The organism is Vibrio neonatus (assembly GCF_024346975.1).
In the GTDB taxonomy this organism is placed as follows: Bacteria; Pseudomonadota; Gammaproteobacteria; order Enterobacterales; family Vibrionaceae; genus Vibrio; species Vibrio neonatus.
Genome location: NZ_AP024885.1, coordinates 1,424,563 through 1,450,913 on the forward strand (window position 1 = coordinate 1,424,563; position 26,351 = coordinate 1,450,913).

The window sequence follows — 26,351 nt, forward strand, 5'->3', positions numbered from 1 at the left end:
AATTTAAAAAATCACTATTAATTATAGAGTTACATCTACAAAACGTGTAAAAATTACCATGATTTTTTGACGCTAACTCAAACCCTGCCAAATAGCATAGCTACCACTTACTAAACACAATACTAATGATATTCTTCGCATCCACTCTTTTGATACGTAATCAACCGTACGCATCGCCACCCAATACCCGAGAAAAGCCGCCGGGATCAGGGGTAAAGTTAACCAAACATGCATTAAGGTAAAACGTCCCACAACCGCTAACACCGTTAACGATATCACCGCACTAAACACAAAAAATGCCGACAGATTGCCGCGCAGATTATTTGCCTCTTGGTGTTGCAGTAGCAAAGCCATTGGCGGCCCACCGATGCCTGAGCTCGTCCCCATAAAGCCAGACAAGAAACCGGCAACTAACATGCGTTTGGGCGTAGGCGCAATGCGAAACGGTAATGCACTGACTAACACCGCAAGCAATACAAATGCACCTAAACCAATAGAGAGCATACTAGCGGAGACATATAGTAATATTCCCCCGCCAACAATTGACCCCGGAACGCGGCCATAGAGCGCCAGTTTTAAGCCGCCGATACCGATATTTTTTCGATATTTAAAGGCGGTAATTAGGGAGATAAACAGCCCCACCAAAGAGATAGGCCCTGGGATATACTCGTGCGATATATGAAACAACAAGGGCGCAGAGACAATTGCCAAACCGAAACCTATGGTTGTTTGCACAAAAGAGCCCATAAAGATCAAGAGCATGGCTAATAGGGTCGAACTTTCAAAGACACCTAGTTCAGGCATTTTTACTCCAAAGTAGTTTTGCAAAATTGATTATTGACTTCATCGGCCTTAATACTGCATATAATGAACATAGATCACAGAATTAAGGACACATGCATGTTTAATAAAATTCAATCACTGTTTAAAGAATTATTAGACGGTAATGACCTTGCGCATCACGCAAAACACCAACCCAAACTAGCTATCGCAGCGCTACTTTGTGAAGTCACCGCAGCCGATCACGAACAAACGCCAGAAGAGTTATTAGCAGAGCAAACCATGCTGCACAAATTGCTAGAAATTACCGAAGAAGAAGCGACCGAACTGCTTGCTAACGCTCGTCAACAAGCCGAACAATCTGTCTCTCTTTACGATTTCACATCGCAATTAAGAGACTTACCAAGAGAGAAGCGCAATCAACTGATTAAAGCCATGTGGACTGTCGCTTATGCTGATGGTGAGCTTGACCCAATAGAAGAGTCGGTTATACGTAAAGCCGCTGAGCTTATCTATGTTGATCACAAAGACTTTGTGAAAGCCAAACTGGACGTTCAACAATCGATGTAGAGATAAGAGTCGTTACTCTAAAATCACAAATCAAAATTCACAACATAGTCAGAGCAAGTTTTGCCAAATTGTAAGCGTCGGTATACCCAGAATGTTGCCGACCTTCCCATTCGATATTCACCGCATCTTGCGCCGCTCTATGACCAATGCGTTTATCTTTCAAGCGATGCTGTATTCGATAGAGCGTCGCCAAATTCACAAATTCGACGAACGGAAAATCAATGCCTTTTTCTAGGCATTCATTGCGAAAGATGGTGTCATCCCTACCCCAGCTTGCGTAAATTTTATTCGCACCGCCGAAGTTTTTTATCATTGATTTCATTACCGCTTCTAGCGGTCTGCCTTGCTTTTCTATTTTTCTTGCAGAAATGCCCGTTAATTCGGTGCAGAATGGCGAAATTTCATCATGTTCAGGCTTTACATAGTATTGGGCGCGCTTAACGATTTCTTGCTTACACAGATCGATTTCAGCTAAGCCAATCTCTATGATTTCACCCGTTGTTCCCTTTCCGTTTTCATTCCAGCAACACATTTCTAAATCAAAGCAAACAACTCGATTATAGTTCATTCAATCCTGTTCATTAATGGTCAACATTGCGGGTAAGTCTACCTTATATAGACACATGCAAACTATAAGTAAATTCATTTAAGTACTTGAATTTCTGCTCAAGAACCCACACATTTAGAGCAATTATAAAATATCCAATGAGACTCTAATCATGATCATCGACCTATCCGTGTTACCGACCACGTTTGATATGCTTCACGCAGGTTTGGCTGCCTCTAGTGTCGTCCTACTGGCCGTTGCTATTGCTCGTAAGCCAAAAACCATTGAAAAGATTATAGAAAAACCCGTTGAGAAACGTGTTGAAGTTGAAGTGCCCGTTGAGAAAATCGTTGAAGTTGAGAAGATTGTTGAAGTAGAAAAAGTGGTAGAACGTGTTGTTGAAGTAGAATCTAAGCTTAAAACAGCCTCTACTGATTCCGCATTACAACTGCTTTCACTTTTACAACAAGAAGCACGTTTAATTGATTTCCTTAAAGAAGATATCTCATCGTTTGCTGATGATGAAGTGGGCGCAGCGGCTCGCGTTATCCATAGCGGCGGTCAAAAAGTATTAAAAGACTACGTCACACTCTCTCCAGTGCGTAGCGAAACAGAAGAAACCACAGTCTCTGTCGCTGAAGGTTTTGATGCTCAAGAAATTCGTTTGATTGGCAATGTCACAGGTAAAGCGCCATTTACTGGCACGCTTATCCATAAAGGTTGGAAAGCCGATAACATTGAACTGCCAAAACTGTCTGAAAACTACAACGCCGCAATCATTGCGCCAGCCGAGGTTGAGCTTTAATGAATGAGTCAGCAAAATATATCGTTGGTATCGACCTTGGTACCACGCACAGCGTACTCTCTTTTGTTGATAAGCATGACGAAGATGCAAAAGTTGCGGTCATGCCAATTGCGCAGCTAAGCGCACCCGGTCAAGTTGAAAGTCAAAACCAACTTGGCTCATTTATCTATCAGCCAAGTGAACACGAAATGGGCGCAGGCTCTCGCACTCTGCCTTGGACGGATTCACCGGAAGCGCTGGTGGGTTCTGTTGCTAGAAAACTGGGTAGCAAAACCCCTATTCGTTTGGTGGCAAGTGCTAAGTCGTGGCTGTGCCATGCCGGCGTTAACCGCCGCGAAGCTTTCTTGCCAGCCGGTAGCCCAGAAGAGATCACAAAAATCTCTCCGCTTCGCGCAACCGAGCTTTACCTAGAACATTTAATGCAAGCGTGGAATCACGCTCACCCTGAGCATCCATTGCAAGAACAAGACGTCACTATCACAGTGCCTGCATCATTTGATCCTGCGGCGCGCGATCTTACCGCAGAAGCGGCGCGCAATATCAATTTACACCACTTAACTCTTTTAGAAGAGCCGCAAGCGGCGCTGTACAACTGGGTCGAGAAAACCGGTGACGATTGGCGTAACCAACTCAGTGTCGGTGATGTGGTGCTAGTGGTCGATGTGGGGGGCGGCACAACCGATTTGTCTTTGGTTTCTGTTACCGAAGAAGACGGCAATCTGACTCTAGAGCGTGTTGCCGTAGGTGAACATATCCTACTTGGCGGTGACAACATGGATCTTGCCTTGGCCTATCGCATCAAAATGAAGATGGCGCAAGACGGAAAAGATCTACAGCCTTGGCAAATTCAGTCCATCGTACACGCTTGTCGCGATGCTAAAGAAGCGCTGCTTAACGACAAAGAACTGCAATCAGTACCGATTGTGATTCCGAGTCGTGGCTCTAAATTAATGGGAAGCACGCTAAAAACTGAGTTAACTTCTGAAGAAGTGCAGCAAACCTTAGTCGATGGTTTCTTCCCTATCGTTGATATCGACGAGCATCCAAAACAAGCTCGTCGCGGCGCACTCACCCAAATGGGCCTACCTTATGCCCAAGATGCCGGCATTACGCGCCATATCGCAGCATTTTTGAGTAAACAAGCGCAATCTACTGCTGACATGTTTGGCGGTATGTTCGATAACAGCAAACCCGATTTTGTAAAACCGACCGCTATCTTATTTAACGGTGGCGTATTAAAAGCCAACACTCTTTCTGAGCGTTTGTTTGAAGTCATCAACCTATGGCTTAGCGATAGTGATTCGCCAAAAGCTAAACAACTGCTCGGTTCCGATCTTGATTTAGCAGTCTCTTCAGGCGCGGCTTACTATGGTCAAGTGCGTCAAGGTAAAGGCGTGCGTATTCGCGGTGGTATCGCTTCTAGCTACTATGTGGGCATTGAAAGTGCAATGCCTGCAATCCCTGGTATGGCGCCGCCAATGGAAGCACTCTGCGTTGCCCCATTTGGCATGGAAGAAGGCTCAGCGGTTGACGTACCAAGCCAAGAGTTTGGTTTGGTGATTGGTCAGCCGGTGCACTTCCAATTTTACGGTTCAACCACGCGACGTGAAGATGGCGCTGGTACACATTTAGATTACTGGCAAGACGGTGAGCTAGAAGAGTTACCAGAAATTCAAGTCACGTTAGATGCCCAAGAAGGCCGTCAAGTGGGTGAAGTGGTAGCGGTCAAACTCGCTGCCAGAGTCACCGAGCTTGGCACCTTATATCTTGAAGCCATCGCGCAAGATAACGGTCAAAAGTGGCACGTTGAATTTAGTGTAAGGGACGACAATCACTCGCATTAATCTATAATGTTCAATCACAGCACTGAGGTCTCAGTGCTGTTTTTTTCTATTCTGCTCTGAGTTAACACTATGGCATCGTCAAAAAAATCTCGCTTTCTAGTTGGCATCGATTTAGGCACAACCAATACCGTTGTCGCCTTTTGTGAAAACAACGAACCTCTTAAAGAGTCGCCGTTACAACTGTTTGAAATACCGCAGTTAGTTGGACAAGGTGAAGTGGCAAAAAGGCCGCAGCTGCCCTCTTTTCGTTTTCACGCCACCAAGCAACAGTTTTCCAGTGAGTCACTGCAACTGCCTTGGGAGCAACACAGCGTAGACGGTGACATTGAGCAAGTGATTATTGGTGAGTGGGCACGTGAGCTTGGCTCGCAAGTCGAAGGCCGCCAAGTATCCAGTGCCAAAAGTTGGCTGTCACACAGCAATGTGGATAGAGAATCTGACATTCTGCCTTGGGCAGGCGCCGATGACGTTGATAAAGTCTCACCGGTCATTGCCAGTGCCAGTTACTTAAACCATATTCGTCTGGCTTGGAATCATCAAAACCCAATTAACCGTCTCGAAGAGCAAGAAGTGGTGATTACCGTTCCTGCCTCTTTTGACGAAACCGCGCGCAACCTCACCTTAAAAGCGGCGCGCCTTGCTGGATTAGATTCAGTATTACTGCTCGAAGAACCACAAGCGGCCTGTTATGACTGGTACGCGCGCTTTGAGCAGCAACAAAACCCAGATTTATCCGACATTCCGCTGATCTTAATTTGTGATGTGGGTGGCGGTACAACCGACCTCAGTTTAATCAAAGCCAACTACACCGATAATCAGCTAAGCCTTAGCCGCATTGGTGTGGGTGAGCATTTAATGCTCGGGGGTGACAATATTGATTTAGCCCTTGCGCATATTAGTGAGCAAAAGCTAAACAATAAAACCCCAATGAAAGCGCAAGCTTTGGGTAAACTGATTTCGCAAACGCGCCGCGTGAAAGAAACTTTGCTTGGCGTAAATGCGCCCGAAGAAGGCAAAGTAACCTTACTTGGCGGCGGTTCACGTCTTATTGGCGGCGCACGAAGTGTGGCTCTGAGCAAGCAAGAAGTTCAAGAGTTGGGCTTAGAAGGCTTTTTCCCAGACATTGAATTTGACCAGTTACCGAATCATAAACGTAGCGCTGTGGTCGAATTTGGCCTGCCTTATGTTTCAGACCCAGCCATCACCAAACATGTGGCGCAGTTTTTAAATCAGCACCAAGCGGCCTGTCATGATGCTTTAAATACTGCCAACAACTCTTCCCAACGTTCAGTCCAAAGTTCATCTCAAAGTAACGAAAAAGCCATTCCAGTGGCTTTATTGGTCAATGGCGGCGCATTTAACAGCCCACTGATTAAAGCGCGCATGCAAACTGTGCTAGAGCATTGGCGAGGCGATGCCATCACCCTATTGGACAACCCGCATCCAGATTATGCAGTTGCCTACGGCGCAGTGGCGTACAGCAAAGCCAGACGTGGCGCACAGCTAAAAATTGGAGGCGGCAGTCCGCGCTCTTACTTCTTGCATCTGCCAAGTAAAAACAAAAGCCAAGCCTTATGTTTATTGGGCAAAGGCGCAGAAGAAGGCACCGAAGTTCGCCTTACCGGACGACGCTTCGCCCTGACCTTAGATCAACCGGTGCGATTTAACCTATTAACCACCACCATTGATGCACTCAATGATGGCTCTATTCCTAACAACGGCACCTTGCATGCCGTTGATAGCGATGTGATGCAAGCCTTGCCGCCGTATGTGGCATCGCTAGACAGCGGCAAAGTTGAAGATAGTGAAACGCTATCAGCCAACCAGAAACGCCGCGTGGAAGTGCAACTTAGTAGTAAACTGACCGAAGTTGGCACACTGCAACTAGAATGTGTGGACATCAACGATGACACGTCTCGCTGGCAAGTTGAGTTTGAAGTGCGTAATCAAAAAGCGGTGCAAGAGCAAGAAATTCCCACTAACTTACAGCAATCAAAAGAGCTAATTTCCAAGCTCTACAGTGGCAGTAAGAAGCAAACCGACGTTAAAGAAATCAAGATGCTCGCCAAGCAATTGGAGCGCAACTTAGGAAAACGAGATGCCTGGGACGTGACCACGTCACGCCATATTTTCGATGCGTTTGCCTTAGGTAAAAAACGCCGTCGCCGCTCTGAGCCGCACGAGAAAAACTGGCTACGCCTTGCAGGCTATAGCCTAAGACCGGGCTTTGGCGATCCCGTGGATTCATGGCGCATGGAACAAGTGTGGCCTTTGTATCAACAAAGCATACAGTTTAAAAACCAACAAGGATGGAGTGATTGGTGGATATTCTGGCGTCGTGTCAGTGGCGGTTTAAATCAAGAACAGCAAGAAACTATCCTTGCCGATATTGCAAAATACTTACACCCTGGCGCATTAAAAAATCCGCAGTCCGCCAAGTTAGCCCATGAGCAAGGTTATGAAGCTATGGTGCGTTTGTCTGCGTCCCTTGAGCGACTGCACTTTGACGATAAAACCTTGTTAGCTAACTGGTTTATCAGCAAAGCCTGCAATATGGATAGCTATCGTGATGCGCACTGGTGGGCACTGGCAAGACTGGCTAACCGCAGGCCACTGTATGGCAGTCAGCACAACGTTATTCCTGTTACAGACGTTCAAGGTTGGCTAAAAACCTTATTAGATCTGGATTGGAACAAGCAAAAAATGGCCGCTTTCGCTGCGGTAATGATGTCTTGTAAAACCGGTGATAGAACCTTAGATATTTCAGAAGAGTATCGCGCGCAAGTCATCGACAAAATCACCTCCAGCAAAGTGCCGCAAACTTGGCTACATCTGCTCAATAGTGAAGAATCGTTTGATCAAGAAGAAGCACAAAAAGCCTTCGGTGATACCCTACCCGCTGGATTGCAGTTGCTTAAAGAAGAACAGAAAGACGAATAGCCAATCAGCTAAAATGCTCCCTTCTATTTTGCATTTGATATCGTTTTCGGTATCAAATGTGATAGATAGTTGGGAGTAATAACAAGGCGTAAATCAAAACTGTTACGCCAAAGCACGAATCACCGCTTGTGGATCTTTGGCAAGTACATTCAATAGCACCAACGCCGGACCTCTTGGCGTTCTATCACCGCGCTCCCAATGGCGTAATGTGCCCAGACTAATACCAAACGTAGATGCAAATTCTGCTTGTGTCATTGCCACATTATGACGAAGCGCTTTCACATCCACTGCATCAAATTGATGAACGGTTGCCCCTTTTGTCTTACCTTCAGCAAATTCAACCGCCTCTAGCAGACCTTGTTGAATACTTTCAAATGCGCTAGTCATACTTGTCTCCTATAGTGCCCGATAAACTCACCAAGACGTTGCATTTTTATTCTGACAACTCTACAACATCGTAATCAATAAACTATAATCCATTGGATTACCTGTGACAAATTTTGCACCTTACATTTACCATTATAAAGATGCTCTCGTTACCTTATAAATACCTGCAAATACATGGTAAACCATCAAAATTGAACAATAATTATCCTTAAACTTGAAAGTTTTTCTCAGTTGCCTCTGTCCTATTAGAAACTGTCAATGAAACAACGAGGTCTCATATGAAACGGCTCTCTACTGCTCTTCTTGGGGTGGCACTGGCGCTACCTTTGGTTTGGATGATTTCGGCGCCGTCAGTGGCTGATGATCAAAAAATGACTGATGCTAGCAACGTTAAAACCGCAACCTTAGCCGGTGGTTGTTTTTGGTGTACTGAAGCTGATTTAGAAAAACTGCCGGGCGTTATCGATGTGGTGTCGGGCTATGCCGGTGGCACAGAGAAAAACCCGACTTACAAGCAAGTAGCGGCAGGTAAAACTGGGCATATTGAAGCTATACAAGTGAAGTATGATGCAGATAAAGTCAGCTACGTACAGGTACTCGACCAGTTGTTTCGTCATATGGACCCTACCGATGATAAAGGTTCATTTGTAGACCGAGGCGCTCATTATCGACCTGCTATTTTTTATCACAATAAGCAGCAATTCGATATCGCAACTCAGTTTATCCACGATGTGGACGCTTTAGGCATCTATAAAAAGCCAATCAAGACCGAGCTTATTCAATACACCACGTTTTGGAAAGCAGAAGAGTATCATCAAGATTATTACAAAAAGAATCCGATTCGCTATAAATACTACCGTCACGGTTCAGGGCGCGATCGCTATTTAGATTCTATTTTTGGTAAAGATCGACAAAAGAAAAACATGACTCTCATCGCTATGATTGAAGCCAATAGCCATGCAGGGAAAATGTCGAGCAGTATGTCGAGCACTAAGACTTACAGTAAACCCAGCGACGCTAAAATTAAGCAGATGCTTACAGAAATGCAATATTATGTCACTCAACAAGAAGGCACTGAGCGCCCTTTCCAAAATGAGTATTGGGATAATAAACGAGCCGGCATTTACGTAGATATTGTCTCTGGTGAACCTTTGTTTAGTTCAACGGATAAATACAAATCTGGTACCGGTTGGCCAAGCTTTACCAAGCCAATCGACAAGCAGTTTATTACTGAGCACAAAGACAATAAGCTTTTTTATACGCGAGTTGAGCTAAGAAGTCGTTTTGCAGACTCTCATTTGGGGCATGTATTTGAAGATGGACCCGAGCCAACGGGGCTAAGATACTGCATTAACTCAGCATCACTGAAGTTCATCCCTAAAGAGCAGTTAGCGGCTATGGGGTATGAGCAATATCTATCGCTGTTTTAATCGGATTGAAGTGATTTAAGTTAAACCAGAAACGATGTTTCCTGTAACAGAATACTCATTGTGATGCTTTATACAATGAGTATTCGCTTTTCTAGCAAGGCATATGGCTTAAGGACGATTACCTAGTTTCACTTGGCCGTCGGAGGTAAACCACAAGGCTTGTTTGCGACGACGAGCCACTAAGATTGGGCCGTCATCAAAGAATAGGAAGTTTTTCCAGTGCGCTTTAAAGATTGACCAAGTGGTTTGAATCACGTTGTACTTTTCATAACAAAAATACACAGTCACATCATCTTGCCAATCAATATGCTTAAAGATTTCATCGGGCAAGCCTTGATCGTCTGACTCCCAATTACTCATCCAATTCACTGAATCAAGCCAATTTTGATCGGACGTAGCCCAATCTTGGCTGCTCATACGCTCCGCATCTGGGCTTTGTTTGCTGATATTGTCTTTCCAAAACACCGAGCTTTTGGCTTGTGTCATTGGTTTAATTGCCGCTAAGTCCTGCTCAGGAATCGGCATTGATTGATGGGTAAAGATCCACTTACGTGAATAGTCGTCTAAAGATATATAATCCATATTACTCGTCTTTTAGCCAGCCATTAGCGACGGCTTCATCTATGATTTGTAACGCTTTCTGCCACAAGGTTTCTGAGCCTTGTTGAATGCGACTGTTTATTGCAATAACTTGACTGCGCTTAACTTGATGCTCAACCCAGCTCTGACCTTGATTATGATAATTCAGAAACATAGGAATAAAGCGATCTAGCGCTTTGGCAAATTTAGCATCATCACTGTTTGCCGCTTCAAATTCATCCCAAATGGCGCGCAGTTCTGTGCGTTGATCATCGGGCAAAAAGCTAAATAAGCGATCGGCCGCTTGCAGTTCTTTTTGCTGTTGTTCTTGTGAGGCAGCCGCATCGTACACAAAGGTATCACCGGCATCAATTTCTACAATATCGTGCAGCAACAGCATTTTTAATACGCGACTAACGTCTACCTTATTGTTAGCGTGCTCTTGGGTTAATAATGCCATTGTCGCCACATGCCAGCTGTGTTCAGCACTATTTTCAAGGCGACCTTGCGCACTCTTTACTCGAGTACGTCGTAATACATTTTTCAGTTGATCGATTTCGATCAACATATCAAGTTGCTGATTTAATCTTTGCATGCTGCTGTCCAATGTTGATTGGTCAATGAGGTCAGCACATGGTCCTGCCAACGCCCATCAATCAAAAGGTAATCTTTTGCTACGCCTTCTTTGGTAAATCCCATACGTTGCAACACTCGTGCACTGCGCTGGTTTCTAGGTAAATAAGAAGCCTGAATGCGATGCATATTATACTTTGAGAACATAAATTCACAGGCTTGGGTTAAACTGCTGTGCATCAAACCATTACCCTGCTCTTCTTCATCTAATGAATAGCCCAAATTACACGAATGAAATGGGTAACCCACAATATTGCTAAACGTAATCACGCCGAGCACACGCGTCTCTTCGGCATTTAGAATCAACAAGTATAAACCTTGTCGCAACTTTTCTAATTCGGCTAAGCGAGTGATCTTGTATTTCCATCCGGATACGGTATAAAACGCATTATCTCGAATGGGGTCCCAAGGTTTTAAAAATGCCTTGTTACGCACAAAATACTCACACACGATCCTTGCATCCGTTGCCCCAACCGAACGTATGGTGACGCGTTGTGAGGAATGATCTTTTGCTATTAACGTCGGTTTATACGTAAAAAACATCGTTTCACCTATTTATCTAGCAGATGTCTAGCAAACTTATCCATACACTCATTTTTTACCGATATCGTAATCGCGTAACTTATTGGCAATCGACGTGTGAGAGACATTTAAGCGTTTCGCGAGCTTTCTGCTAGATGGGAAGGCTTGATACAGTTTATCCAATACCTGCGACTCGTGACGTTTCATTATTTGATCCAATGAGCCGTCCATATCCAGTTTTGCCTCAGTATTATTTAAGTTATCCAAGGTAGGCAGGTGGAAATGCTTGGTCGACAGTTGCACCCCGTCTAGCTCAGTTAACCCGCGCAAAACCGCATTATCAAGTTCACGGAAATTACCCGGCCAGCGGTAACTAACCAGCGCGTCCATTAGGGTTGCCGAACAGGTGGGTTTATCAATACCCAATTGCGAGCAGTGCTTAACCAATAACATATCCAGTAGCGGCGCAATATCTGAAGGTCTTTCATGCAGTGGCGGGATCTTCAAATTAAGCACGTTCAATCTAAAGTACAGATCTTGGCGGAATGTACCCGATTCAATTAACTGCTCTAAAGTGTGGCGGGTTGAGGCGATAACGCGTACATTGACGCTCACTTCTTTATCTTCACCGACACGTCTAAAAGTACCATCTTGCAAAAATCGCAGTAATTTACTTTGTAAATGCGCGGACATTTCGCCAATTTCATCTAAAAAAACCGTACCGCCGTCTGCATTTTCAAAAATACCTTTGTGCGGTTTACCTTGATTTATCGCACCATCGGCATGACCAAATAATTCCGTCTCTGCCACATCATCGGGCATTGAGGCGCAACTTAATACAATAAATGGGTTGTTTGAGCGATGAGAGCGAGCATGACATGCACGCGCAAGCATCTCTTTACCTGTGCCTGTATCACCTTCTATCAATAAAGGTTGATCTAGCATAGAGAGCTTTTTAGCTTGAGTAATTAGCGCTTTATGACGACTGGATGTACCAACAAAGTGCTCAAACCCTAATGGATCGTGATCGGCAACAGAATCGGCATTGTTTGCTTCATAGCGCGACTGTCTTAGTTGTAATACGGTACTGGCGTGAACCAGTGTTTCGCTATTTTGCTGTAATCGAACGGGAATGATCTCCATTTGGTAATCAATCCCCGCAATCACGATATTTTGTTTTTGTCGTTCACCGCTGTCATCAAGCCAGTTTTGATAAGAAAACTGCGGCAAAACTTGGCTGATAGAAGTGCCCAGTATTGCAAGCTCACTGTTATGAAATAGCTGCTGCGCCTTTTGGTTCGCCATATCGATTTGTCCATTTAGACTGACCGATAATAACGCTTCTGTGAGGTTATCTAGTACCGCAGTGAGTTCCGTGTTCTTTCTTTCACTTGGCATAAAACCGATACGACGAACATCAGAGACCCCATCGATGCGTCTGATTTGCGCCATCAGATTTCTGAAAGATTCAAAATCTAACTCTGGGCAATTGAGATAAATAATACCGATAGGATCAATTTCAATGCCTCGTAAATCTAAGTTTTGCGAGGTAAGGATATCTAATAATTCGCGGGTTAAGCCTAAGCGATCTTCACACAATACTTCTAAGCGCACGTCTGACTCTCAAGTGTTCATTAATCTTTACATGAGTGTCTAGCAGAAGCGCACTACAGTCAAGCAATATCAGGTTTTATAAGGGCTTAACCCTAGCCTTCATCACGAGAATTTTGTAAACGATGCTTAACAGAGACCATAACCTGATCGCGAACGTGACGTAATTTTAATTGATTGGTCTTTGAAAATGGAATGGGACGCATCAATTGCGCCGCTTTGATGCCAAGGCGCGCGGTTAATAAGCCAACCCCGACCCCTTGCGCTACTCGGCTAGAGAGTTTGGCGGTTAAATCCATGGACAACAGATCCATCCCTGCATCAATAGCAAGCTCACTACCACCCGCGGCCGCCATATTAATCAAGGTTAAACGTAATAGCTGTATGCGTGACCAGTAACCAAGCTCAACCCCATACTCTTTGGCAATGCGGTTAATTAACGAGATATTGCGCCATGCGACCAACAACATATCGGCGGCTGCCAAGGGGCTTGCCGCAACCATCACTGCCGCCTCAGATGAGTATTTGGCAATGGCTTTATTTACTTTATCGTCCACAGGAGACAGCACATAGCCTTGATATAAATCCAACATGTCGCGATCAGAATGGTTTTCACTGCGATGCTGTGACCATTTCGCCAGCCCAACGTTTTCAACTCCTTTGGCAGCCAAAGAGCTCGACAGCGAATCACAAAATGACGCCGCTTTGCCATAATCGTTGTCATCATACAGCTGCTGCGCTTTCATCTGCGCATCACCTTGACGACGCAAACGACGCATTTTTATCAGCTCGCGCAATAGTGCGCCTGCACCAATAATACAGCCTCCGGTCAATAACGCAGTCCAAGCCAGTGCCAACAAATCACTGGATTGAATTGCACCAATAAACGATTCACACAGTTGCCAAAAGCTCAGCCCGCCTAAGGTAGTAAACAGTAGCTTCCATTTTAGTGGCACTTTACGGCGGCTAAATAACGTCGCGACCTTCTCTTCAATGGCTTCATTTTGCTCAGCGACCATAGGTTCGCTTTGAATAAACTCATGACTGGCAAAAGTTTGCTTCGCGTTTAATGGCTCATCATCCGCTTCTTTAAACGCATTTGATGTTTGCTGTGACTCATAATGCTTTGAGTGATGAGGTTCTGATTTAGAGGCTTGCTCTTGTGCATCCTCTGATAGATTTTGCTTGGCTGCGTGTTGCTTCGCTTGACTAGCAAAGACCTGCTTGGGTTTATATTCACTCACACTATCACCTTAATTTATCGCCAAGCAAAAACTGAATCACCTTACCCATGCCTATATGTGGCAATGGTTGTGACTCAACGTAGTTTTGCGGTCTAAAGCTTACAAAATCAAAACCTTGTTTATCCCAAAACTCAGCTTTTGGCAGTGTGGCAGGCACTTCTCCGGGATAAACAGTAAGCTCTTCACCCTGCATACTCGTACCATGAATCACTGGCGTAGTGTGCGATTTATGCTCAACAAATCCCGTTTGTGTCGATTGTATAGAGGCAAAAGGAATGCACTCCATCGCCACACTTTCAAAGGAAACGTGTTGCCAAATGGGCTGAACTAAATGGCGCAGCAATAAGCTCAAGTTAGCATGTTGATCAGGAGTGATATGATCGGCTTTGGTTGCCGCAAACAGCAATTTATCCGTACGCGGCGAAAACAAACGGCGCATCAGGCTATTTTTACCATAGCTAAAGCTTTTCATGATTTCGGTCAATGCTACCTGCATATCACTAAAAGCATGTTCACCTTGATTTAGCGGTGACAACACATCCACCAGTAAAATTTGCCTATCAAAGGAGGCAAAATACTGTTTATAGAAGGGGCGAATCACCTGTTGCTGATATTCTTTATAGCGATTGATGAGTAAATCTAACGCGCCACCTTTTATAGGCTTTTCTTTTGCTGTCTTTGCTTTTTCTGAATGCACTTTACTTAAATATGGGAAAAACAATAACACTGGCGCATCTGCAAGCTCGCCGGGCAACACGAATCGCCCCGGCTGAATCAACTGGTAACCTTGCGCTTTTAGGCTCAGCAACAATTGCGTGAATTCGATAGATACCGCATTGATCATTTTGTCGTCCGTCAAATGCTCGATATCTAGGTGTTGAGTACGCTCTAGCCACGATTGCACTTCAGGGAGGTCAATCTGTTGCAAACGTTTTAATTGCTGCTCTGACCAAGTGGCAAAATCCATCTCAAGCATAGGTAAATCGAGTAACCACTCCCCAGGATAATCCACTAAATCTAGGTATAAAGTGGCGGTGCGAGAGACCAACTTGCGCGCTTTATTTTGCGGTTTATACTTAATGGCAATGCGTATTTCGCTGACATCTCGGGTCGGCGTAGGCCAAGTGGGCGGATCAAGTTTGAGCGACTCGTAAGAGCCATCAAGATTAAATCTAGGAGTAAGCAGATTCTTTTGCGGGACACGTCTTGCGCCTAACAAACGTCCATCACGCAGAGCGGCAAGTAACGGTAAGTTATCGTGAGTCGAGGTATGCAGAAGTTGATCGACAAAGGACGTGATAAATGCGGTCTTTCCTGCACGAGAAAGGCCGGTGACACCAATTCTTAGGTGTGCATCCAGCCCTCTATTAAGTAGTTGTTTTGCTTCGTTTGTTAATCTGTTCATATCACGCTCCTTGCCTCAAGATATTGAATTGTTCTCAAAATATCCAGCATTAGAACGCAACATTAACAAGATTTAATCATCGGCTATGAGCTTATAGATAACAAATAAGGCCAATTCAAGCAGCAAAGTCATCACGATCGTAATCGTAATGTATTTCTCATGAAAGATAGCAATTCCGTTAAGGATAAGGTCATAACAAAGAAAGCCACCGATCACGACGGCAACAATCATTTGTAAAATTTGGACAAAACGTGGCATAACATCCCCTGTAATTAAAAGCACACATGTAAGTGTATCAGCTATCTAGCTGAAAACTCGAAAAAAAGCGCAATCTTTGATTGCGCCCTCTAGCGCCCGTCATCCGGGCGTTTGCATCATAAATAGAACTATTCCATTTCCGCTATTTTTACTTTCCAAGTATCCGGCCCAGTCTGGTGCGCATTTTCACCTGTTGAATCCACCGCCACTGTAACCGGCATATCTTCAACGTCAAACTCGTAAATCGCTTCCATACCCAGTTCTTCAAAAGCAATGACCTTAGCGCTCTTGATTGCTTTAGATACCAGATACGCTGCGCCACCCACTGCCATCAAATACACGGCTTTGTTCTGTTTGATAAGCTCAACGGTTTGCGCGCCGCGCTCGGCTTTACCAATCATGCCGGCAATGCCGGTTTTAGAGAGCATCATATCGGTAAATTTGTCCATGCGGGTTGAAGTTGTCGGTCCAGCAGGCCCTACCGCTTCATCACCAACTGCGTCCACAGGACCAACGTAATAGATAAACTTACCTTTAAAATCCACGCCTTCAGGAAGCCCTTCACCGCTTTCCAATAATTGCTGAATGCGCTTGTGCGCGGCATCACGACCTGTGAGCATTTTGCCTGACAACAGTAAAGTTTCACCTGTCTTCCACGACTCAATCTCTTGCTGAGTGACACTATCAAGGTTCACGCGGCGCGCTTTATCGCCCGCATCCCAAGATATATCAGGCCAATCTTCAAGTTTTGGCGGTGTCAATGTAGCCGGGCCGGTGCCATCAAGCGTGAAATGCACATGACGAGTAGCCGCGCAGTTTGGGATCATACATACTGGCTTAGAAGCGGCATGCGTCGGCGCGGTTTTAATTTTAACGTCTACTACTGTGGTTAATCCGCCCAGACCTTGTGCGCCAATGCCAGTTTTATTGGCACGCTCGAAGATATCAAGGCGCATTTTCTCTTCGGTTGTGGTGGCGCCGCGCTCCATTAATTCATGAATGTCGACCGGATCCATTAGCGACTCTTTCGCCAGCACTGCTGCTTTTTCTGCGGTGCCGCCAATGCCTATACCGAGCATGCCCGGTGGACACCAACCTGCGCCCATCAAAGGTAAGGTTTTTTCCACCCATTGCGCGACATCATCGGATGGGTTTAACATCACCATTTTGGTTTTATTTTCAGAGCCGCCACCTTTGGCCGCAATTTGTACTTCGACTTTATCGCCAGCCACCATATTGATGTGCACAACCGCAGGAGTGTTGTCTTTACTGTTGATGCGCTTGCCCGCAGGATCGAGCAAAATAGACGCGCGTAAAGGGTTATCAGGGTTGGTGTACGCCTGTCTTACCCCTTCATCAATCATCTCTTGCACTGTCACGCTCGTGTCTTCCCACTGCACTTGCATACCAATATTGACAAAACAGGTCACAATGCCCGTGTCTTGACAGATAGGTCGATGGCCTTCGGCGGAGAGTCTTGAGTTTATTAGTATTTGCGCAATGGCATCTTTCGCCGCCGTGCTTTGTTCAGCGTGATAGGCTTTTTCTAACGCTTGCACAAAATCAAGCGGGTGATAATAGGATATGTATTGAAGTGCATCAGCCACGCTGCTGATAAGATCTTGCTTACGAATTATCGTCATTCGTCGAGCCCCTTTTTAGGTCAGTCGGATTCCATTTCATGCACATACAGAGCATAGACTTTACGTACATTCTGAACTTGAGATAAATCTATGATACTCTTGAGCGGATTATCAAACCACATTCACCATTACGGTGTCATCACATTTCAAGCAATTTGATAGATGTCTGATTTAAAAATAGAAACTAGTCCACTCGTTTACCATAAAAAACTCGCCATTACCCTGTTTGAGCGCGTTGAGCATCAACCTTATGCCATGTTACTTAGGTCTGCCTCAGATGAGCATCCCAATAGTCGTTACGACATATTGGTGCATTCGCCCATTTTAACGGTTGAGACTTTTGGCAAACACAGCACCATCACTCAAAAAGGTAAAGTCTCACACGCGACTTGTGATCCCTTTGAGCTGTTACGCCAATTAGGAAAGCAACACCTTCCGCCGCTCGACAACCAGACCGAACTGCCTTTTGTTGGTGGCTGGTTAGGGCTATTTTCCTACGATTTAGGCCGCTGTGTGGAAGAAATTGCCACCATAGCTGAGCACGACTTAAACGCGCCGGATATGGCAGTTGGTTTGTACGACCAAGCGTTAATTATCGACCACAAACTTAAGCAAGCCACTTGGGTAAGTGTAACCTCTAGCGCAGGGAGCACAGACTCGTTAACCCCAACATCGGCAAACGCTTCATCTAACATTCTGTTTAGCGATGCAGGTGCTCGCCACGCAACAAGCCATCATTTTCAATTGTGTAGTCCGTGGCAAGCCAACATGACTCAAGCTGAGTATCAAACTCGCTTTGAAACGGTGCAAGAGTATTTACTCTCCGGTGATTGCTACCAAATTAACTTAGCACAACGTTTTTGCGCCTCTTATACCGGTAGTGAATGGCAAGCTTATAAAACGCTAGAAGATGAAAACCAAGCGCCCTTCTCAGCCTTTATTCGTTTACAGCACAATGCGGTGCTGAGCATTTCGCCAGAGCGTTTTATTTTGTGCCATGACGGACACGTAGAAACCAAACCGATAAAAGGCACCCGACCGCGCTTTGCCGACCCTATCGAAGATCAAATTCAAATTGATGATTTAAAAAATGCACAAAAAGATCAGGCCGAAAACTTAATGATTGTTGACCTGCTGCGTAACGATATTGGCAAAGTATCCGCACCAGGCAGTGTGCAAGTGCCTCATCTGTTTGAAATAGAGAGTTTTCCTGCGGTGCATCACTTAGTCAGTACCGTCACAGGAGAACTTGATAGCCAATACGATGAATACGATCTGCTTCGCGCTTGTTTCCCCGGCGGATCTATCACTGGCGCGCCTAAAGTGCGCGCGATGCAAATCATCGAAGAGCTAGAGCCTCATCGTCGCAGTGTGTATTGCGGCAGCATTGGCTACATCAGTCGCTGTGGCAAAATGGATACTAGCATTACTATCCGAACCTTGATCACTGAAGCGCAGAATATCTACGCTTGGGCAGGTGGCGGATTGGTCGCGGACAGTGAATGTACCTTAGAATATGAAGAAACTTTACATAAGCTCAGTAAAATTCTGCCAATATTAGAATAACCTTAGCCCAATAAAGCCACAGAGCCAGCAATGACTAAAGCCGAGTTTTTACAACAATTTAATTTTACAACGCCCAGTGATTACGACGCTTTTAGTTTGCAACGTCTTGCGCATTTTAGCCAAGACGTACTGCGCCCTGCGGCGGTGTTAATTGGCTTAGTTGAGCGAAAAAACGGCCTGCACGTTGTGTTTACCAAGCGAGCGGCGCATCTTAAACATCATCCGGGACAAGTTAGTTTTCCCGGCGGTAAATATGAAAGCAGCGATAAATTGCTACTCAATACCGCAGTGCGAGAAACCACTGAAGAGGTGGGCATTCCCAGTCATATGATTGAGATCATCGGCACGCTTCCGTCACTGCCCACCATTAGCCAATTTGCCGTCACCCCCTATCTTGCGTGGATAGACTCAAACTATCAGCCTAAAATTGATGCCAATGAAGTGGCAGAGGTGTTTGAAGTCCCTGCTGATTTTCTTTTTTCATCCACTAACTTGGTTAATTTTCATTTCCAATTAAAAACCGTCACCCACAAAGTGTTTGCCATGCCCTATCAAAAACATTTTATTTGGGGCGTTACCGCACAAATAATTGATGCAATGCAAAGACAACTGGCTCCGTTTGGTGGAATAAACAGCGCTTAAAAAAAAATCCGTTATAAATTGTCACTCTTTACTTGATGCAAATTTATTGGAATGTAAACTGATAGGTTCTATTTCTTATCTTTTTCTCAATAGCATCTATTGGAGAGTAATACCAAATGACTTACGCGCCTGTAACAGACGTTCTTAGCGGCAAGCTAGCAGTAAACAGTGAAGTCACTGTTCGAGGCTGGATCCGTTCACGTCGCGATTCCAAAGCTGGGATCTCTTTTCTCGCCATCTATGACGGCTCTTGTTTCGACCCGATTCAGGCCGTGGTCCCAAATAGTCTTAATAATTACAATGATGAAGTCCTTAAGCTGACTACAGGTTGTTCTGTTGAAGTGACGGGTACCATCGTTGAATCTCCGGCAAAAGGTCAAGACTTTGAACTTGCTGCCACTGCTGTACAAGTTGTTGGCTGGGTTGAAGACGCAGACACTTACCCTATGGCTAAGACTCGTCACTCAATTGAGTACCTTCGTGAAGTTGCACACCTTCGCCCTCGCACTAACGTAATTGGTGCAGTAGCGCGCGTTCGTAACTGCTTGTCTCAAGCTATTCACCGCTTCTACCACGAGCAAGGTTTCTTCTGGACTTCAGCGCCGTTAATTACGGCATCTGATGCAGAAGGTGCAGGTGAAATGTTCCGCGTTTCAACGCTGGATCTTGAAAACCTACCTCGCACAGAGCAAGGCAATGTGGACTACAACGAAGATTTCTTCGGTAAAGAAACCTTCCTAACTGTATCTGGTCAGCTAAACGCAGAAGCGTACGCTTGTGCACTAAGCAAAGTGTACACTTTCGGCCCGACGTTCCGCGCTGAAAACTCAAACACCAGTCGCCACCTAGCGGAATTCTGGATGGTTGAGCCTGAGATTGCTTTTGCGGATCTAGACGACGCGGCAAAACTGGCTGAAGACATGCTGAAATACGTATTTAAAGCAGTTCTTGAAGAGCGTCGTGACGATCTTGAGTTCTTTGCACAACGTATCGACAAACAAGCGATCACTCGTTTAGAGCAATTTGTTGACGCTGATTTTGCTCAAGTAGATTACACAGATGCGATTCAAATCCTTAAAGATTCTGGTCGTGAGTTTGAGTTCGCTGTTGAATGGGGCATCGATATGTCTTCTGAACACGAACGCTACCTTGCAGAAGAACACTTCAAAGCACCTGTTATCGTGAAAAACTACCCTAAAGACATTAAAGCCTTCTACATGCGCTTAAATGACGATGGTAAAACAGTAGCGGCAATGGATGTTCTTGCTCCGGGTATCGGTGAAATCATCGGTGGTGCACAACGTGAAGAACGTTTAGACGTTTTAGACGAGCGCATGATTGCGATGGGTATCGACCCAGAACACATGAGCTGGTATCGCGATTTACGTCGCTACGGCACAGTGCCTCACGCAGGTTTCGGTCTAGGTTTTGAACGCCTAGTCTCTTACGTAACTGGCATGGGCAACGTACGTGACGTGATTCCATTCCCACGTACACCACGTAGCGCAAACTTCTAATAAGAAGCTTTTATATTAAACCGCCCTTTCGGCGGTTTTTTTGAGCCTATTGAAAAATAATTGATGTTGAACAGGTGAAACGCTTTCGACTTCAAAATTAATTACAAATCTATTGTTTTGGCGATTTTCTAAAGGTATAAATAAAGTCTATCGCTTTTCATTAATTCACTAAACACGGACGATTCTCATGTTTGAAAAAGTAGTTGCTGCTCCTGCCGACCCTATTCTTGGCTTAACTGAAGAATTTAAAAAAGACACACGCGAAACCAAAATTAACCTTGGTGCTGGCATTTACAAAAATGAACAAGGCTCAACCCCTGTTCTTGCGACTGTAAAGAAAGCAGAACAAGCTATCTTAGACACTGAGAAAACGAAGTCATACCTAACTATTGAAGGTACTGCTGAATACGGTCTAGCAGTACAAAAACTTCTATTTGGTGAAAACAGCACTATCGTTTCAGACAAGCGCGCTAAAACAGCGCAAGCTCCTGGCGGTACAGGTGCGCTACGTGTAGCCGGTGAATTCATTAAACGTCATTTAGGCGGCGCTAAAATTTGGATCAGCAACCCAACATGGGCAAACCACAAAGGCGTGTTTACCGCGGCTGGTCTAGAAATCGCAGAGTACCGTTACTACAACGCAGAAACAAAAGCGAAAGACTTTGACGCCATGCTTGCTGATCTTAACCAAGCAAATGAAGGCGACATCGTATTGCTTCACGGCTGTTGTCACAACCCTACAGGTATCGACCCAACATTTGAAGAGTGGCAAACACTGGCGCAACTTGCAGCAGATAAAAAACTGATCCCACTGTTTGACTTTGCATACCAAGGTTTTGCAAAAGGCGTGGAAGAAGATGCAGCAGGTCTACGTGCATTTGCTGAACGTAACAGCGAAATCCTAGTAGCAAGCTCGTTCTCTAAAAACTTCGGTTTATACAACGAACGTGTTGGTGCATTTACGCTAGTTGCGGATAACGCAGAAGTGGCGCAAACCGCATTTTCTCAAGTAAAAGGCATTATCCGTTCTATCTACTCTAACCCACCAGCACACGGCGCGGCAGTAGTGACTCACATTCTTAATAACGCTGAGCTTCGTCAAGAATGGGAACAAGAAGTTAAAGAGATGCGCGATCGCATCCACGAAATGCGCACTTTGTTTGTAGAAACTCTTAAAGCGCAAGGCGTAACTGCTGACTTTAGCTTCATTGAACGCCAAAACGGTATGTTCTCTTTCTCTGGTCTAAACAAAGAGCAAGTCACTCGCCTAAAAGAAGAATTTGGCATCTACATTGTTGGCTCTGGCCGTATTAGCGTTGCTGGCATGACCAAAAACAACATGTTGCCTTTGTGCAAAGGTATTGCAGCGGTACTGTAAGCTTATTGCTTAAAGGCATTAGCTAAAATTCAAGTAAACCACAGTATTATCAATGTATTGTGGTTTTCTTTTTTATATACAGTATTGTTCTTGAAAGTTACAGTTAATCCAATACCTTGCTAAAGGATTGGGAAAAACCTTACCCATAACAACGTTCTCGAATTCACCACCATTAGCTTCAATTACGCCTCTTGAAGCTAAGTTATCTTCATCTGCGATAACCAAAGCGCTGTCGATGCCTAACTCTGCCGCTTTTGCTAAAGCCAGTTTAAGCATCAGCTTACCTTTACCTTTTGCACGATGAGAGGGCGCGATGTCATAACCAATATGCCCCGCTTCAAGGGAAAGAAATTCATTGTTGATATCATGGCGCACGCGAATAGCACCAAGGATAGACTTCTCTGCATTGACCAGCCAATAGTGACTACAAGGCACATAGCCATCACGCAGATTTAAACCCTCCGCTTCATCACTGATTCGCTTAATGTACCTTGGGAAATCCACTTTCCCTTCAAGATAATGTTCAGCATTTTCAACGTCATATTTAGCAAAATCGGCATAGAACTGCGCAAAAGCGGACTGATATTCCAGTGATGGTACAACTAACTCCATGGTATTTTCTCCTGTAATGTAAAGCGAAGTTAAGTGCTGATGAGCATACTCCCTACTTGAATGCTAACTTGCTGAAGCACGATAAACATCAGGATGCCAAATTTGCATTAACATTTCTGGATTTTCGATAGCTTCAAATCCGTATTGGGAATACAGGCTATGAGCATCTTTTGTCGCTAGCATGATACGTCTTAACCCTTGTAAATCAGGATGTTCTAAGATGGTTTGAACCAACCATTTACTCAAGCCTTGCCCTCGGTGAGACTCCAAGACAAATACATCAACGAGGTAGGCAAACGTTGCTTTATCTGTGATTAAGCGAGCAAAGCCAACTTGAGCACCACTATTATCATATAAGCCAAAGCAAAATGAGTTTGAGAGCGCTTTTAACAGAGTGTGTTTAAGCATACCTTTCGCCCAATAACTCTCTGAAATAAAATGATAAATAACATCGAAGTCTAGCTCATCGTTATCTGTGCTAATCCTAAATCCTTGCACTAAAACTTCCTCCCTGAAAGATGGTTATGCCACACCCTATCTAACTTCTTCGATGAAGTATTGCCTGATTTTCATCCATATTTACAGAATTGATAAATGTAAGTCAAACCATACCTGATACGGTGTCTAGCGCTCATTATTAAACAATTTACACCTTCAATCTGCGCTACACTGTAAATGTGCGCAAAATAACACCAATACGGCTGATTATTCCCTTTTCGATGCGAACTATCATCAAACTAAACTATGGATATTCAGGTTTTCGTTCTATGATGAACTCAGCATAGAATCACGATATTTAAGGCATATCATGGAAGTTGAACTATTTGAAATTAAACAGTTTCTAGCGCAATACCCTCCGTTTAATGATTTACCCGATGAAACGTTAAATCAAATCGCACTCGCCACTGAAATCTCCTACATTCGTAAAGGCGAATTGGTGGTTTCTCTGGGTGAAGCTATTTCTGATTTTTTCGTTGTGCGTAGTGGCGTTGTAGAAATCTCCAAACGTAACGGTTCGCTGTACAACCGACTTGATGAAGGTGCTATCTTCGGGCAAATGGCGTTATTGAGTAATGGTAAGGTGTTGTTTCCCGCAACCGCAATTGAAGACTGCTTATTATATTGCATCCCTTCAGATACATTTCAAAACCTGTACGACAACTTTGACTCCTTTGCCGACTTTGTTGCGCTAGATGACGGAAAGCGTCTACGCCGCGCCATTGCCAATAATGATGACAACGACCTGACTACCGCAAAAGTCACCTCGTTAATCAACCACCCCGCTTCTACCATCAAGGAAGGGGCATCTATCAGAGATGCGGCTATCTTGATGGACGATGAAAATACCTCGTGTTTATTGGTGGTTGATGATGAACAAACTGACAGTCGTGACCGTTTGCGTGGCATTTTGACTGATCGTGATTTGTGTACTCGCGTTATCGCACAAGGCGTTTCACCCGATGACACCATCAAGTCTGTGATGACTCAAGATGTGATCTCTTTAGACAGCAACGCTTATATTTATGAAGCCATGCTGACCATGCAAAGATTCAATGTTCACCACTTACCTATCGTTAAAAAGAACACCCCAATTGCGGTCATTGAAGCCAGTGATATTGTGCGTTACGAATCGCAAAACTCGTTACTACTGGTCAGTTCTATTTTCCAACAAAACACGGTAGCCGACTTGGTCACTTTATCTGAGCAAGTGAGTGACAGTTTCGTAAGATTGGTCAACGAAGACGCCAACTCACATATGGTGGGTAGCGCAATGGCGATTATCGCCATGAGTTTCAAACAGCGCATTATTGAACTGGCGGAAGAAGAATTAGGCCCCTCGCCTGTGCCATATTGTTTCTTAGCCTTAGGCTCAATGGCACGTGATGAGCAATTGATTGTCACCGACCAAGACAACGCCATCATTTTGTCCAACAGTTTTGATAAAGAGAAACATGATGAGTACTTTGCGAAGTTGGCGAGCATCGTCAGCGATGGATTAGATCAGTGTGGTTATCCTTACTGCACCGGTGACATCATGGCGACCAACCCTATGTGGCGCATGACTCAAACTGAATGGGAAGAATGTTTTGCTGATTGGATAGATAATCCAAACGCAAAAGCGCTACTTAACGCATCCATATTTTTTGATCTTGTGGGTGTACATGGTCAACTCAAATGGGCCGATAAACTCAATCGCTTTATTACCGAACGTGCGAAAAACAACTCTAAGTTTTTGTATTGCTTGGCGCGAAATGCGCTAAACCGCACACCGCCATTAGGCTTCTTTAAAAGCTTTGTAATGGAAAAAGACGGCAACCATAAAAACTCGATTAACCTAAAACGACGCGGCACGGCGCCACTAGCCGATCTGATTCGAGTGCATGCACTGGCGGTGGGTTCGACTCAGAAAAACTCTTTTGAACGTTTGGATGATATTCTCGACTCAGGCATTTTGCCACGAGGCCGCGCGCAAGATCTTAAAGATGCATTAGAATTTATCTCTTTGGTTCGCATCCGCCACCAAGCGATTGATATTAACGAAGAGCGTGAACCAGACAATAATATAGAACCTGAAAACTTATCCGATTTTGAACGACGCAACCTAAAAAATGCTTTTCAAATTCTCAGCAATGCGCAGAACTTTTTGAAGTTTCGCTATCAAGGTACTTCAATAAAATAAGCCTATGTTCAAAAAAAACCAACCCACTAAAAAGATATTCCAGCCAGTCGATGACTGGCAATCTCACTTTGAAAGCTTGCTTGCCCAAAGCAATCACGGGCATCTGAAAAGCTTTTACTCGGCTGGGACTATCGCGAAAGAAACTCCACTTAAAGAGGTGCCGTTTCTTGCTCTGGATTTTGAAACTACAGGGCTAGATTCCTCAAAAGATGAGATCATATCTGTCGGTCTCGTACCCTTTGATTTAAATCGTATTTACTTAAAGCAAAGTCAGCAATGGTTGATTAAACCGCAGAAAGCACTCAATGCCGACTCTGTGGTCATTCATGGTATCACCCACTCAGAGTTGCAATATGCACCTGACTTTATGGCGGTGCTACCTGAAATACTTGAAGCCATTGCGGGTAAAATTTGTGTGGTTCATTATCGCCAAATTGAGCGTGATTTCTTGGACAGCATTTTACGACGCCGTCTTAATGAAGGTATTGAATTTCCTGTGGTGGATACCTTACAAATTGAATGGGACATTCAGCAGCAACTTTCCGCTGGATTTATCAACCGCCTTAAAGGAAACCGCCCCGGTTCGGTGAGATTAGGCGCGAGTCGTAAGCGCTACAACTTACCTACCTATACTCCGCACGATGCGCTAGTTGATGCCATCGCCACTGCAGAATTGTTGCAGGCTCAAGTCGCACATCACTTCAACTCTGATGATCCCATCGAAAGTTTATGGCTGTAATTAATACGCCTAATCATTA

Annotated in this window: 24 protein-coding genes; 11 read left to right on the forward strand and 13 right to left on the reverse strand. The window is 44.6% G+C overall.

Features of this window, described 5'->3' with window-relative positions; genetic code table 11:
- Positions 1–72 precede the first annotated feature (72 nt).
- Positions 73–762, reverse strand: a complete 690-nt coding sequence (locus tag OCU38_RS06595) for a sulfite exporter TauE/SafE family protein (protein ID WP_261824248.1) — start codon at positions 760–762, stop codon at positions 73–75.
- Between the two features lie 138 nt (positions 763–900).
- Between OCU38_RS06595 and OCU38_RS06600 the strand changes: the two genes are divergently transcribed.
- Entirely contained in the window at positions 901–1,350 is a 450-nt protein-coding gene (locus tag OCU38_RS06600; protein ID WP_023403118.1) for a tellurite resistance TerB family protein, read from the forward strand.
- 37 nt (positions 1,351–1,387) lie between these two features.
- On the opposite strand, the gene OCU38_RS06605 is transcribed toward OCU38_RS06600, so the two are convergent.
- Complete coding sequence (locus tag OCU38_RS06605; RefSeq protein WP_261822448.1) at positions 1,388–1,918, reverse strand: 3'-5' exonuclease; 531 nt, start codon at positions 1,916–1,918, stop codon at positions 1,388–1,390.
- A 151-nt stretch (positions 1,919–2,069) separates the two neighbouring features.
- Here OCU38_RS06605 and OCU38_RS06610 point away from each other — a divergent pair, with 151 nt between their 5' ends.
- The 3 genes from OCU38_RS06610 (at position 2,070) to OCU38_RS06620 (ending at position 7,486) form a co-directional block, all read left to right on the forward strand.
- Positions 2,070–2,702, forward strand: a complete 633-nt coding sequence (locus OCU38_RS06610) for a DUF2760 domain-containing protein (RefSeq protein WP_021712919.1) — start codon at positions 2,070–2,072, stop codon at positions 2,700–2,702.
- Positions 2,702–4,546 carry an Hsp70 family protein gene (locus OCU38_RS06615; RefSeq protein ID WP_261822449.1) on the forward strand — a complete coding sequence of 615 codons (1,845 nt, stop codon included), beginning with the start codon at positions 2,702–2,704 and terminating at the stop codon, positions 4,544–4,546. Before OCU38_RS06610 ends, OCU38_RS06615 begins: the two co-directional genes overlap by 1 nt.
- Positions 4,547–4,615: 69 nt before the next feature.
- Positions 4,616–7,486, forward strand: coding sequence for an Hsp70 family protein (locus OCU38_RS06620; RefSeq protein WP_261822450.1), 2,871 nt, complete (start codon positions 4,616–4,618; stop codon positions 7,484–7,486).
- Positions 7,487–7,588: 102 nt separating this feature from the next.
- On the opposite strand, the gene nadS is transcribed toward OCU38_RS06620, so the two are convergent.
- Positions 7,589–7,873 (reverse strand): NadS family protein, encoded by a 285-nt coding sequence (nadS, locus tag OCU38_RS06625; protein ID WP_021712916.1) that lies wholly within the window; start codon positions 7,871–7,873, stop codon positions 7,589–7,591.
- Between the two features lie 278 nt (positions 7,874–8,151).
- On the opposite strand from nadS, the gene msrB reads away from it, so the two are divergent.
- Positions 8,152–9,303, forward strand: a complete 1,152-nt coding sequence (gene msrB, locus OCU38_RS06630) for a peptide-methionine (R)-S-oxide reductase MsrB (RefSeq protein WP_261822451.1) — start codon at positions 8,152–8,154, stop codon at positions 9,301–9,303.
- A 108-nt stretch (positions 9,304–9,411) separates the two neighbouring features.
- Here the strand turns inward: msrB and OCU38_RS06635 are convergent, their stop codons facing one another.
- The 8 genes from OCU38_RS06635 to OCU38_RS06670 form a co-directional block, all read right to left on the reverse strand.
- Complete coding sequence (locus tag OCU38_RS06635; protein WP_261822452.1) at positions 9,412–9,885, reverse strand: DUF2947 domain-containing protein; 474 nt, start codon at positions 9,883–9,885, stop codon at positions 9,412–9,414.
- A gap of 1 nt (position 9,886) precedes the next feature.
- Positions 9,887–10,477 (reverse strand): HD domain-containing protein, encoded by a 591-nt coding sequence (locus OCU38_RS06640; RefSeq protein ID WP_261822453.1) that lies wholly within the window; start codon positions 10,475–10,477, stop codon positions 9,887–9,889.
- Positions 10,465–11,058: a ribosomal protein S5-alanine N-acetyltransferase gene (gene rimJ / locus OCU38_RS06645; protein WP_261822454.1), complete on the reverse strand. Its 594-nt coding sequence runs from the start codon at positions 11,056–11,058 to the stop codon at positions 10,465–10,467. Before rimJ ends, OCU38_RS06640 begins: the two co-directional genes overlap by 13 nt.
- A gap of 48 nt (positions 11,059–11,106) precedes the next feature.
- On the reverse strand, positions 11,107–12,651 hold the full coding sequence (gene tyrR, locus OCU38_RS06650) for a transcriptional regulator TyrR (RefSeq protein ID WP_261822455.1): 1,545 nt from the start codon (positions 12,649–12,651) through the stop codon (positions 11,107–11,109).
- Between the two features lie 92 nt (positions 12,652–12,743).
- Positions 12,744–13,892, reverse strand: coding sequence for a YcjF family protein (locus OCU38_RS06655; RefSeq protein ID WP_261822456.1), 1,149 nt, complete (start codon positions 13,890–13,892; stop codon positions 12,744–12,746).
- Between the two features lie 4 nt (positions 13,893–13,896).
- Positions 13,897–15,297 carry a YcjX family GTP-binding protein gene (locus OCU38_RS06660; RefSeq protein ID WP_261822457.1) on the reverse strand — a complete coding sequence of 467 codons (1,401 nt, stop codon included), beginning with the start codon at positions 15,295–15,297 and terminating at the stop codon, positions 13,897–13,899.
- 72 nt (positions 15,298–15,369) lie between these two features.
- The gene (locus OCU38_RS06665) at positions 15,370–15,555 is read right to left on the reverse strand and encodes a hypothetical protein (protein WP_023403131.1); all 186 of its coding nucleotides are present in this window, start codon (positions 15,553–15,555) and stop codon (positions 15,370–15,372) included.
- Positions 15,556–15,683: 128 nt separating this feature from the next.
- The gene (locus OCU38_RS06670; protein ID WP_261822458.1) at positions 15,684–17,198 is read right to left on the reverse strand and encodes a fumarate hydratase; all 1,515 of its coding nucleotides are present in this window, start codon (positions 17,196–17,198) and stop codon (positions 15,684–15,686) included.
- 162 nt (positions 17,199–17,360) lie between these two features.
- On the opposite strand from OCU38_RS06670, the gene pabB reads away from it, so the two are divergent.
- From pabB to OCU38_RS06690, 4 genes are all read left to right on the forward strand, one after another.
- Positions 17,361–18,764 (forward strand): aminodeoxychorismate synthase component I, encoded by a 1,404-nt coding sequence (gene pabB, locus OCU38_RS06675; protein WP_261822459.1) that lies wholly within the window; start codon positions 17,361–17,363, stop codon positions 18,762–18,764.
- 30 nt (positions 18,765–18,794) lie between these two features.
- A complete protein-coding gene (locus OCU38_RS06680) occupies positions 18,795–19,406 on the forward strand; it encodes a CoA pyrophosphatase (RefSeq protein WP_261822460.1) in 612 nt (203 codons plus the stop codon).
- Between the two features lie 116 nt (positions 19,407–19,522).
- A complete protein-coding gene (gene asnS, locus OCU38_RS06685) occupies positions 19,523–20,923 on the forward strand; it encodes an asparagine--tRNA ligase (RefSeq protein ID WP_261822461.1) in 1,401 nt (466 codons plus the stop codon).
- Between the two features lie 187 nt (positions 20,924–21,110).
- Entirely contained in the window at positions 21,111–22,301 is a 1,191-nt protein-coding gene (locus OCU38_RS06690; protein WP_021712903.1) for an amino acid aminotransferase, read from the forward strand.
- Positions 22,302–22,373: 72 nt separating this feature from the next.
- Here the strand turns inward: OCU38_RS06690 and OCU38_RS06695 are convergent, their stop codons facing one another.
- A complete protein-coding gene (locus OCU38_RS06695; protein ID WP_261822462.1) occupies positions 22,374–22,913 on the reverse strand; it encodes a GNAT family N-acetyltransferase in 540 nt (179 codons plus the stop codon).
- Positions 22,914–22,976: 63 nt separating this feature from the next.
- A complete protein-coding gene (locus tag OCU38_RS06700; protein ID WP_261822463.1) occupies positions 22,977–23,411 on the reverse strand; it encodes a GNAT family N-acetyltransferase in 435 nt (144 codons plus the stop codon).
- 310 nt (positions 23,412–23,721) lie between these two features.
- Here OCU38_RS06700 and OCU38_RS06705 point away from each other — a divergent pair, with 310 nt between their 5' ends.
- Positions 23,722–25,593, forward strand: coding sequence for a putative nucleotidyltransferase substrate binding domain-containing protein (locus tag OCU38_RS06705; protein WP_261822464.1), 1,872 nt, complete (start codon positions 23,722–23,724; stop codon positions 25,591–25,593).
- 4 nt (positions 25,594–25,597) lie between these two features.
- Positions 25,598–26,332, forward strand: a complete 735-nt coding sequence (locus OCU38_RS06710) for a 3'-5' exonuclease (RefSeq protein ID WP_261822465.1) — start codon at positions 25,598–25,600, stop codon at positions 26,330–26,332.
- The last annotated feature ends 19 nt before the right edge of the window (positions 26,333–26,351 follow it).

Coding starts and splice junctions, on each gene's coding strand:
- OCU38_RS06595 (WP_261824248.1), bottom strand. CDS start 762: ATGCTCTTGATCTTTATGGGCTCTTTTGTGCAAACAACCATAGGTTTC.
- OCU38_RS06600 (WP_023403118.1), top strand. CDS start 901: ATGTTTAATAAAATTCAATCACTGTTTAAAGAATTATTAGACGGTAAT.
- OCU38_RS06605 (WP_261822448.1), bottom strand. CDS start 1,918: ATGAACTATAATCGAGTTGTTTGCTTTGATTTAGAAATGTGTTGCTGG.
- OCU38_RS06610 (WP_021712919.1), top strand. CDS start 2,070: ATGATCATCGACCTATCCGTGTTACCGACCACGTTTGATATGCTTCAC.
- OCU38_RS06615 (WP_261822449.1), top strand. CDS start 2,702: ATGAATGAGTCAGCAAAATATATCGTTGGTATCGACCTTGGTACCACG.
- OCU38_RS06620 (WP_261822450.1), top strand. CDS start 4,616: ATGGCATCGTCAAAAAAATCTCGCTTTCTAGTTGGCATCGATTTAGGC.
- nadS (WP_021712916.1), bottom strand. CDS start 7,873: ATGACTAGCGCATTTGAAAGTATTCAACAAGGTCTGCTAGAGGCGGTT.
- msrB (WP_261822451.1), top strand. CDS start 8,152: ATGAAACGGCTCTCTACTGCTCTTCTTGGGGTGGCACTGGCGCTACCT.
- OCU38_RS06635 (WP_261822452.1), bottom strand. CDS start 9,885: ATGGATTATATATCTTTAGACGACTATTCACGTAAGTGGATCTTTACC.
- OCU38_RS06640 (WP_261822453.1), bottom strand. CDS start 10,477: ATGCAAAGATTAAATCAGCAACTTGATATGTTGATCGAAATCGATCAA.
- rimJ (WP_261822454.1), bottom strand. CDS start 11,058: ATGTTTTTTACGTATAAACCGACGTTAATAGCAAAAGATCATTCCTCA.
- OCU38_RS06660 (WP_261822457.1), bottom strand. CDS start 15,297: ATGAACAGATTAACAAACGAAGCAAAACAACTACTTAATAGAGGGCTG.
- OCU38_RS06665 (WP_023403131.1), bottom strand. CDS start 15,555: ATGCCACGTTTTGTCCAAATTTTACAAATGATTGTTGCCGTCGTGATC.
- OCU38_RS06670 (WP_261822458.1), bottom strand. CDS start 17,198: ATGACGATAATTCGTAAGCAAGATCTTATCAGCAGCGTGGCTGATGCA.
- pabB (WP_261822459.1), top strand. CDS start 17,361: ATGTCTGATTTAAAAATAGAAACTAGTCCACTCGTTTACCATAAAAAA.
- OCU38_RS06680 (WP_261822460.1), top strand. CDS start 18,795: ATGACTAAAGCCGAGTTTTTACAACAATTTAATTTTACAACGCCCAGT.
- asnS (WP_261822461.1), top strand. CDS start 19,523: ATGACTTACGCGCCTGTAACAGACGTTCTTAGCGGCAAGCTAGCAGTA.
- OCU38_RS06690 (WP_021712903.1), top strand. CDS start 21,111: ATGTTTGAAAAAGTAGTTGCTGCTCCTGCCGACCCTATTCTTGGCTTA.
- OCU38_RS06695 (WP_261822462.1), bottom strand. CDS start 22,913: ATGGAGTTAGTTGTACCATCACTGGAATATCAGTCCGCTTTTGCGCAG.
- OCU38_RS06705 (WP_261822464.1), top strand. CDS start 23,722: ATGGAAGTTGAACTATTTGAAATTAAACAGTTTCTAGCGCAATACCCT.
- OCU38_RS06710 (WP_261822465.1), top strand. CDS start 25,598: ATGTTCAAAAAAAACCAACCCACTAAAAAGATATTCCAGCCAGTCGAT.